The organism is Streptomyces durbertensis (genome assembly GCF_014156695.1).
Classification (GTDB): Bacteria; Actinomycetota; Actinomycetes; order Streptomycetales; family Streptomycetaceae; genus Streptomyces; species Streptomyces durbertensis.
In genome coordinates, this window is sequence record NZ_WMLF01000217.1 from 1 (window position 1) to 8,757 (window position 8,757).

Below are 8,757 nucleotides of genomic sequence, written 5' to 3' on the forward strand. Positions count from 1 at the left end.
CCGGTGACCAGCCCCCTGACGCCCGCGACCGGCCTCGCCGGCCTGGCCACGACCGGCGTCGCCGCCCCGCCCGCGACTGTTCCCACCGGCCCGTCCCGCGCCGCGACCGTGGAGCCCGCCGGCCGCTACCGGGTGCAACTCGCCACCGAGGAGAGCCAGGTACGGGCCGCCCAGCGGCTCCGCCACCAGGTCTTCGCCCACGAGTGGGGCGCCCGACTCAGCGGCGGCCCCGGCCTGGACGTCGACTGGTTCGACAACCACTGCGACCACCTGCTCGTGGTGGAGAACATCACCGAGCAGGTGGTGGGCACCTACCGGCTGCTGCCGCCCGAGCGCGCCCGCGTCGCCGGACACCTCTACTCCGAGCAGGAGTTCGACCTCACCCGGCTCGCGGGCATCCGGCCCGACCTGGTGGAGGCCGGGCGGTCCTGCGTCCACCCCGACCACCGCGACGGCGCGGTCATCTCGCTGATGTGGGCCGGCATCGCCCGCTATCTGCTCGCCGCCGGGCACAACTGGCTCGCCGGCTGCTGCTCGGTGCCGCTCGCCGACGGCGGCGCGATGGCCGGGACGGTCTGGCGCCGCACCGCCGAACGCCACCTGGCGTCCGAGGAGTTCCACGTCGTGCCCCGCCGCCCCTGGCCGGTGGCCGACGCCGCCGACCGCGCGGACGGCCAGCCGCTGCCCGCCCTGCTCCGCGGCTATCTGCGGCTCGGCGCCCGGGTGTGCGGACCGCCCGCCCACGACCCCGAGTTCGGCGTCGCGGACTTCTTCGTCCTGCTCTCGGTCCGCGACATGAACCCCCGCTATCTGCGGCACTTCCTCGGCCTGCTGGACCAGTGATGTCGGCGACGAGCCCCTGGCTGCCCACCGCGCCCTGCACCCCGGCCGGCTGCCTGTCCGGGAACAACCCGGTGGTGGGCCGGCCGCGCCGGGCGCTGCGGGCGGCCGGGGTGACGGCCTGCCTGCTGGTCGGTGTGCTGCTGGCGCCGCTGGTGCGACGCACTCCTTCCCGGTTCCGTACGTCGGCCGTCCGAGCGTGGGCGCGCGTCCTGCTGCGGGCCTTCGGGGTGCGGCTGCGCACCCGCGGGCACTGGACGCCGGGCCCCGCGCTGGTCGTCGCCAACCACGTGTCGTGGTTGGACGTCGTCCTGCTGGCGGCCGTCCGCCCCGGCCGCATGCTCGCCAAGGCGGAGGTCGCCCGCTACCCGGTGCTGGGACCGCTGGCCAGATACGGCGGCACGCTGTTCATCGAGCGCGACCGGCTGCGCCGGCTGCCCGGCACGGTCGTGGAGATCACCGCCGCGCTGCGGGCCGGCGGCACGGTCGTCGCCTTCCCCGAGGGCAGCACCTGGTGCGGCCGCCGGCACGGGCGCTTCCGCCACGCGGTCTTCCAGGCCGCGGTGGACGCCGGTGCGGTGGTCCAGCCCGTCGCGATCCGCTACCTGCGGGCCGGCGGGGAGCCGGCGCCGGTGGCGGCGTTCGTGGGGGAGGACAGTCTCGCCGACTCGCTGCGCAGGGTGCTGGCCGCCCGGGGGCTGACCGCCGAGGTGACGGCGCTGCCACCGGTGGCGCCCGAACCGGCCACCGACCGCGCCGCGCTGGCCCGCCGCAGCGCGGACCTGGTGATGACCCGGATGAGCGTGACCGATTACGCTCCAGGTCATGACCGCACTGCGTGAGGACGATACGACCGTCGCACCATCGGCCGAGCCGGACCGCAAGGGCCGCCTGACACCCCGCCAGGCGCGTCTGGTGCGCGGCGTGGCGGCGGCGGTGGTCATGGTGGCGGTCGCCGTCGCGATGGTCGTGCGGTTCGCCCTGGAGCCGTCCCTGCTCACGCTCGGCCTGTACGGGCTCGCGCTGATCTTCTCCGGTACGGCGATCGTGCTCAGCCGCCGGGGCCGCACCCGGGTCGCCACCGCCGTGCTCGGCGCGGGCGTCGGGGTGATCATCCTCGCCGAACCGCTGCTGCGTGCCGCCTGAGCCCGCCCGCTCGCCGCTCGACCGGCCGGACGAGCCCGCGTACGCTGCCGGTATGGACAGCCAGCCGCCTGAGATGAGGGCCTCGGACGCCGACCGGGAGCGGGTGGCCGCGCGGCTGCGCGAAGGCTACGCCGAGGGCCGGCTCGACGTCGACGAGTTCGAGCAGCGGCTCGCCGCCACCTACGCGTCCCGCACCTACGGCGACCTCGAACCGCTGCTGCGCGATCTCCCGCTCCCCGCCGAGAGCGGCACGACGGTCGCGCGTAACGGGCCCGGCGGCACGGCCGACCGCTGGCGGAACCGGATCGGCGGCCGGCCCGTCTCCCGGACCGGCGTGGCGGTCCTGAGCGGCGTCACCCGCCGGGGCGCGTGGGTCGTGCCCCGCCGCTTCACCGCCTTCGCCTTCTGGGGCGGCTGCGAACTCGACCTGCGCGAGGCGCACTTCGAGGACCGCGAGGTGGTGGTCCGGGCGAGCGCGGTGATGGGCGGCATCGACATCGTGGTGCCGTACGACGCCGAGGTGGAGGTGCGGGGCATCGGGATCATGGGCGGCTACGAGCACAAGGCGACCGGGTCCGGTGCCGCCGGAGCACCCAGGATCGTGGTCACCGGACTGGCGTTCTGGGGCGGAGTGGACGTCCGCCGGGCCGAGCCGCCCGCCAAGCAGGCGGACTCCCCGTCCTGAACAGGCCGGAAGCCGCCCGCCGCCCGGGCCGCCCGTCCGCTCAGGCCCAGCTCGGCGGGTCGGAGCCGGGCACGCCGGGAGGCCGGGCCCAGTCCTCCGGGCCGCCCGGGTAGCCGACGGGGGAGCGTACGTAGCGGAGGGCGCCGAGGGGACTGGGGCGTTCGGCCAGCCATGCCGCCGCCCTCTCGGTGGACCCGCCGTCCTCCGCGGGGGTCGACCAGCCGGAGCCGCCGGGGGAGGCGGGAAGCTCGTGCTGCAGCCAGTGCGCCGTGCGGGCGAGGGCGAACCGCAGCCGTACGGCGCCGGCCCGGCCCCGGTGCTGGTCGCTGAGCGCGCGCAGCACCGCCGCCGCGAGCAGATAGCCGGTGCCGTGGTCCAGAGCCTGCGCGGGCAGCGCGCCCGGCACCCGGTCCCCGGGCGACTCCCGCACCGCGATGCCGCAGGCGGCTTGCACCAGGCTGTCGAACCCGCGACGCCCGCCCCACGGCCCGTCCTCGCCCCAGGCGCTGAGCTGGGCGACGACCAGCCCGGGACGCCGTTCGGCGAGCGAGGCCGCGTCAAGGCCGTACCGGTCCAGCGCGCCGGGCCGGTACCCTGTCACCACCACGTGCGCCTGGTCGAGCAGTCCGTCGAACTCCCGCCTGTCCGCAGGCGAGTTGAGGTCCAGCAGGGTCGACCGCTTGCCGAAGCCGGTGTCGGCGTGCGCGTCGGCGAGTTCCGGGAGGCCGGGGGAGTCCACCCGGAGCACGTCAGCGCCCAGCAGGGCCAGCGTGCGGGTGGCCACCGGGCCGGCGATGACCCGGGTGAGATCCAGCACCCGGGGCCGGGACCCCGGCGGCGGTGCCGGCCCGTCGGCCAGCGGATCCCTGCGGACCAGCGGACGACCGGCGACGGCCGCCCCCTGCGGATGCGCGAGCCAGTCGGACGCGTCCCGTACGGCGACGGCCAACCCGCCCGCTTCCTGCACGAGTTCGGCCGCCTCCGCCGCCCTCAGTCCGGCCAGCCGGCGCTCCACCGCCCCGGCCGTCGCCGCCTCGTCGCCCCGCTCCGCCACGCCGAGCGCGGTCAGCAACCGGGCCCGGTGGTGCGGGTAGTTGGCGTGGGTGCGCAGCCAGCCGTCGGCGGTCCGCCAGAAGTGGGACAGCGGGGCGAACGTGCTCACCGCGCGGCCGTCGACCCGCAGCAGCCGCTCACTGGTGAACGCCGCCGCCACCGCGCCCTCGTCGACCGTCACCGCACCCCGCGCGCCGGCGAACTCGGCCGCCGCCAGGGCGCAGACGCCCACCGTCGTGGCGGCGAGCCCGGCGACGGGCAGACGCGCGGGCAGCCCCGGCCGGCCGGTGTACCGCAACCGGTCGGGCCAGCGGGAGTCGCCGCCGAGCAGGGACCACACGGCGGAGGCGGGAGCAGTCGCGGTGTTCACGGGCGTCATTGTCACACCACTCCCGCCCGGCCCCGGAGTCGCCGAGGGCCCGGAGGGGGGAGCGGCGTACCGTGGCGGGTGTGAGGACCAACGCCGAGCACCGCACGCCCGCCGACGAGGCGGAGGCCGTGGCGACGCAGCTGCGGCTGCGTGACCTGGTGGAACCGACGGACAGCTCGCCGACCCCGGGCGAGCCCGGCACGCTGGTCGGCGGCGTGGACGTCGCCTACGACGACCGGCGGGGCCTGGTCGCGGCGGCGGCGGTGCTGCTCGACGCGGCCACGCTGACCACCGTCGAGGAGGCCACCGCCTGCGGCCCGGTGCCCTTCCCCTACCGGCCCGGACTGCTCGCCTTCCGTGAACTGCCCTCGGTACTGGAGGCGTTGGAACGGCTGACGCACACGCCGGCGCTGCTGGTGTGCGACGGCTACGGCATCGCCCATCCACGCCGCTTCGGCCTCGCCAGCCATCTCGGTGTCCTCACCGGGCTGCCGGCGCTCGGCGTCGCCAAGAACCCGTTCGGCTTCTCGCACGGCCCGCTCGCCCCCGAGCGCGGCGCGGCGGCGGAGCTTCGCGACCCGGCGACCGGCGAGGTGGTCGGCGCCGCGCTGCGCACCAGCGCCGGCGTCAAGCCGGTGTACGTCTCGCCGGGGCACCGGGTGAGCCTGCCGGCCGCCTGCGCCCATGTGCTGCGGCTCGCCGGGCGGTTCCGGCAGCCGGAGACCACCCGGCGCGCGGACCGGTTGTGCCGCGCGACGCTGGCCGCCGCGCTGGAGTCCTGAGTCGCGCTGGAGTCCTGAGCTGCGCTGGAGTCCTGAGTCGCGTTGGAGTCCTGAGCCGCGTGCGGCGTCACCCGAGCGGCTGCTCCACCGCGGCCACCCGGAACGTCAGGCCCGCGCGTCGCAGCCGCTCGATCAGCCGCTCGCCCATCGCGACGGCCGGCGTCAACTGCCCGGCTCTCTCCGGGAGATCGTCGAAGGCCAGACACAGCGCGGACTCGCCGAGGATCCTGGCCGTCTCGTCGTAGCCGGGATCGCCGCCGCGCACCTCCGTCCGCACGGTCCTGCCGCCGCCGCGTCCGACCAGGCGGAGGGAGAACCAGCTCGCGGCCCGGCGCTCGGGGTCCGGCCCCTGCCCGGGCGCGACCAGCTCGGAGAGCCGGCGTCGTACGGGCGGCACCTGGGCGGCGGCCGCCAGCGCGCCCGCCGCCGCGACAGCGCCCACCGCCGTCGGCAGGGCGCGCAGCGCCAAGGCGTAGCGGAAGGTGAAGTCGGGCCCGTAGCGGTCGAGTTCGGCGGCGGAACGGCCGACCACCGCGGTGTCGATGGTGGGCAGCGGCAGCGCCCAGCCCGGCATGCCGTCCGTCCGTCGGAGCAGGCCGAGCGGAGTGCGCACCCGCCGGTGGGGCGGCCCGGGGTCGGCGTGGCGTCGCCGTCTCGCGGTCGCGGCCATCCTCGGTCCGCGCGCCATCGCCTCCAGCACGGAGGCGAGCGTGCCCCCGGAGAACGAGGCCCGCACCCGCAGATAGCCCTCGACCTCCAGCGGCACGCCCTTCGGCAGCCGGTTCACCGTGTACAGCACGCCGAGGTCGGCCGGGACGGCGTCGAAGCCGCAGGCGTGCACCAGTCGCGCGCCGCTGCGCACCGCCGTCCTGTGGTACCTGAGGTACATGGCGTCGACGAACTCCGGCTCGCCGGTGAGGTCGAGGTAGTCGGTCCCGGCCTCGGCGCAGGCCGCGACCAGGCCCTCGCCGTAGCGCAGGTAGGGGCCGACAGTGGTGGCCACCACACGGGTGTCGGCGGCGAGCTCGGCGAGCGAGGCGGGATCCTCGGAATCCGCGTGCAGCAGGGGCAGTTCGCCACGCGACGGGTTGAGACGGAGAAGCCGCTCCCGCAGCAGTTCCAGCTTCACCCGGTTGCGGCCGGCGAGCGCCAGCCGGCATTCGGGCGGGGCGTGGCGCACCAGGTGCTCGGCGACCAGCCGGCCGGTGAAGCCGGTGGCGCCGAACAGGACGACGTCGTGACTGCGGGGCAGGGGCACTGCGGCTCCTCATCGAGGCGGTGGCGGCCGATCACGGACCTCTGCCGGATCCTGCCTCATCCCGCGCGCCGGGCAAAGCCCGGGAGGCCGGCCGGGGGCGGTACGCCGACTCGCCGGTCGGGGCCCGGGAGGGCTTGTGGAAACTGGAACACGTTCTTAGCATCATCGGTGTTACATCACTGGTGTCACAGAGCGGGGTGCGGAGATGGCAGCAGAGGCGGAGCCCGTCGGCCCGCTCGCCGGGGTCCGGGTCGTCGAGCTGGCCGGGATCGGCCCCGGGCCGTTCGCCGCCATGCTGCTGGCCGACCTCGGCGCCGACGTGGTGCGGGTGGACCGCCCCGGCGGCGCGGGCATCGGCATCAACCCGGCGTTCGACGTCACCAACCGCAACAAACGCTCCGTCCTGGTCGACCTCAAGACCACCGGCCCCGGGCCGGTGCTGGAGATGGCCGAACGCGCCGACGTGCTCATCGAGGGCTTCCGCCCCGGCGTCGCCGAACGGCTCGGCGTGGGTCCCGAGGAGTGCCTGGCCCGCAACCCCCGCCTCGTGTACGGCCGGATGACCGGCTGGGGGCAGGAAGGCCCCCTCTCCGACCGCGCCGGACACGACATCGACTACGTCGCCGTCACCGGCTCGCTCAGCGTGATCGGCCCCGCCGACGGCCCGCCGGTAATCCCCGCCAACCTGCTCGGCGACTTCGCCGGCGGCTCGATGTACCTGGTCACCGGCGTGCTCGCCGCCCTGCACCACGCCCGCGCCCACGGCCGCGGCCAGGTGGTGGACGCGGCGATCGTGGACGGGACGAGCCACCTCAGCGCCCTGCTCCACGGCATGCTGCGCGCCGGCGCCTGGCAGGACCGCAGGGGCGTGAACCCGCTCGACGGCAGCTACCCCTTCTACGGCGTCTACGAGACCGCCGACGGCGGGCACCTCGCGGTCGGCGCCCTGGAGTCGAAGTTCTACGAGGAGTTCCTGGACCGGCTCGGGCTCACCGAGGCCCGGCCCGCCGACGGACCGGAGACTTCTGCGGACACGCTCGGGGACGACCCCGACACCGTGCCGCCCAGGGACGACCCCGCACGGTGGCCGCTGCTGCGGGAACGCATCGCCGCCCGCGTCCGCACCCGCACCCGGGACGAGTGGGCCCGGCACTTCGCCGACTCCGACGCCTGCGTGGCACCCGTCCTCTCCCTGCGGGAGGCACCGCACCACCCGCACCTCGCCGCGCGCGGCACCTTCGTGGAGCACGCCGGCACCGTCCAGCCCGCGCCCGCCCCCCGCTTCTCCGACACCCCCACGGCGGTGCGCTCGGCGCCGGCCCGGCCCGGCGAACACCACGCCGAGGTCGCGCGGGAGTGGGGCCTGACCAGCCTGCCGGCGGCCGCAGAGCCGCCTGACCGTCCCGAGCCGAGGCCCGACCGTCCCCAGCCGAGGAAGGCACGTCCATGAGCACACTTCCCCGCCAGGTCTACACCGAGGACCACGAGGCGTACCGCGAGGTGGTCAGGGCCTTCCTCGACAAGGAGGTGCTGCCGCACTACGAGCGGTGGGAGCGGGACGGCATCGTCAGCCGGGACGCCTGGCTGGCGGCCGGACGCCAGGGCCTGCTGGGCGTCGCGGTCCCCGAGGAGTACGGCGGCGGCGGGAACCCCGACTTCCGCTACAGCGCCGTGCAGATCGAGGAGTTCGCCAGGGCCGGCGCCTCCGGCTTCTTCGTCAGCCTGCACAACGACATCGTCGGGCCCTATCTGCTCTCCCTGGGCACCGAGGAGCAGAAGCGGCGCTGGCTGCCCGGTTTCTGCTCGGGAGAGACGATCACGGCCATCGCGATGACCGAGCCGGGCGCCGGCTCGGACCTCCAGGGCATCACCACCACCGCCGAGGACCGGGGTGACCACTGGCTGCTCAACGGCGCCAAGACCTTCATCTCCAACGGCGTCCTCGCCGACCTGGTGGTCGTGGTGGCCAGGACCACCCCGGAGGGCGGCGCCAAGGGCCTGAGCCTGCTGGTCGTCGAGCGCGGCGCGAAGGGGTTCGAACGCGGCCGCAAGCTGGAGAAGATCGGCCAGAAGGCGCAGGACACCGCCGAGCTGTTCTTCGACGACGTCGTGGTGCCCAAGGAGAACCTGCTCGGCGAGGTAAACGGCGCCTTCCTCCACCTGATGACCCACCTCGCGCAGGAACGCATGGCGATCGCCGTCGCCGCGATCACCGTGGCCGAGCACCTGCTGGAGATCACCACGGAGTACGTCAAGCAGCGCGAGGCGTTCGGCCGCCCGCTGTCCCGCCTCCAGCACGTGCGCTTCGAGATCGCCGAGATGGCCACCGAGTGCGCCGTCACCCGCAGCTTCCTCGACCGGTGCATCACCGAGCACGCCGGAGGCACACTGGACGCGACGGCCGCCTCGATGGCCAAGTGGTGGGCCACCGAGCTGCAGAAGCGGGTCACCGACCGCTGCCTCCAGTTGCACGGCGGCTACGGCTACATGGCGGAGTACCCGGTCGCCCGGGCGTTCGTCGACGGCCGGATCCAGACCATCTACGGCGGCACGACCGAGATCATGAAGGAGATCATCGGCCGGTCGATCCTGAACTGAGCCCCGCCCCCGACCCCTCCGGAAC

Annotated in this window: 9 protein-coding genes; 7 read left to right on the forward strand and 2 right to left on the reverse strand. The window is 75.4% G+C overall.

The window, feature by feature from the left end:
• Positions 1 to 108 precede the first annotated feature (108 nt).
• The 4 genes from GL263_RS15545 to GL263_RS15560 are packed head-to-tail and all read left to right on the forward strand — an operon-like array spanning position 109 to position 2,671.
• Positions 109 to 843, forward strand: coding sequence for a GNAT family N-acetyltransferase (locus GL263_RS15545; RefSeq protein WP_323379419.1), 735 nt, complete (start codon positions 109 to 111; stop codon positions 841 to 843).
• Positions 843 to 1,682, forward strand: coding sequence for a lysophospholipid acyltransferase family protein (locus GL263_RS15550; protein WP_182856310.1), 840 nt, complete (start codon positions 843 to 845; stop codon positions 1,680 to 1,682). Before GL263_RS15545 ends, GL263_RS15550 begins: the two co-directional genes overlap by 1 nt.
• Entirely contained in the window at positions 1,666 to 1,986 is a 321-nt protein-coding gene (locus GL263_RS15555) for a hypothetical protein (protein ID WP_182856311.1), read from the forward strand. The genes GL263_RS15550 and GL263_RS15555 overlap by 17 nt, the downstream gene beginning before the upstream one ends.
• A 52-nt stretch (positions 1,987 to 2,038) precedes the next feature.
• On the forward strand, positions 2,039 to 2,671 hold the full coding sequence (locus GL263_RS15560) for a DUF1707 SHOCT-like domain-containing protein (RefSeq protein WP_182856312.1): 633 nt from the start codon (positions 2,039 to 2,041) through the stop codon (positions 2,669 to 2,671).
• A gap of 40 nt (positions 2,672 to 2,711) precedes the next feature.
• On the opposite strand, the gene GL263_RS15565 is transcribed toward GL263_RS15560, so the two are convergent.
• Complete coding sequence (locus tag GL263_RS15565) at positions 2,712 to 4,103, reverse strand: CoA transferase (RefSeq protein ID WP_182856313.1); 1,392 nt, start codon at positions 4,101 to 4,103, stop codon at positions 2,712 to 2,714.
• Between the two features lie 71 nt (positions 4,104 to 4,174).
• On the opposite strand from GL263_RS15565, the gene GL263_RS15570 reads away from it, so the two are divergent.
• Positions 4,175 to 4,876: an endonuclease V gene (locus GL263_RS15570; protein WP_182856314.1), complete on the forward strand. Its 702-nt coding sequence runs from the start codon at positions 4,175 to 4,177 to the stop codon at positions 4,874 to 4,876.
• Between the two features lie 67 nt (positions 4,877 to 4,943).
• Here GL263_RS15570 and GL263_RS15575 read toward each other — a convergent pair whose 3' ends face one another.
• The gene (locus GL263_RS15575) at positions 4,944 to 6,134 is read right to left on the reverse strand and encodes a saccharopine dehydrogenase family protein (protein ID WP_182856315.1); all 1,191 of its coding nucleotides are present in this window, start codon (positions 6,132 to 6,134) and stop codon (positions 4,944 to 4,946) included.
• Positions 6,135 to 6,339: 205 nt separating this feature from the next.
• On the opposite strand from GL263_RS15575, the gene GL263_RS15580 reads away from it, so the two are divergent.
• A complete protein-coding gene (locus tag GL263_RS15580) occupies positions 6,340 to 7,584 on the forward strand; it encodes a CaiB/BaiF CoA transferase family protein (RefSeq protein ID WP_182856316.1) in 1,245 nt (414 codons plus the stop codon).
• Complete coding sequence (locus GL263_RS15585) at positions 7,581 to 8,732, forward strand: acyl-CoA dehydrogenase family protein (protein WP_182856317.1); 1,152 nt, start codon at positions 7,581 to 7,583, stop codon at positions 8,730 to 8,732. Before GL263_RS15580 ends, GL263_RS15585 begins: the two co-directional genes overlap by 4 nt.
• The last annotated feature ends 25 nt before the right edge of the window (positions 8,733 to 8,757 follow it).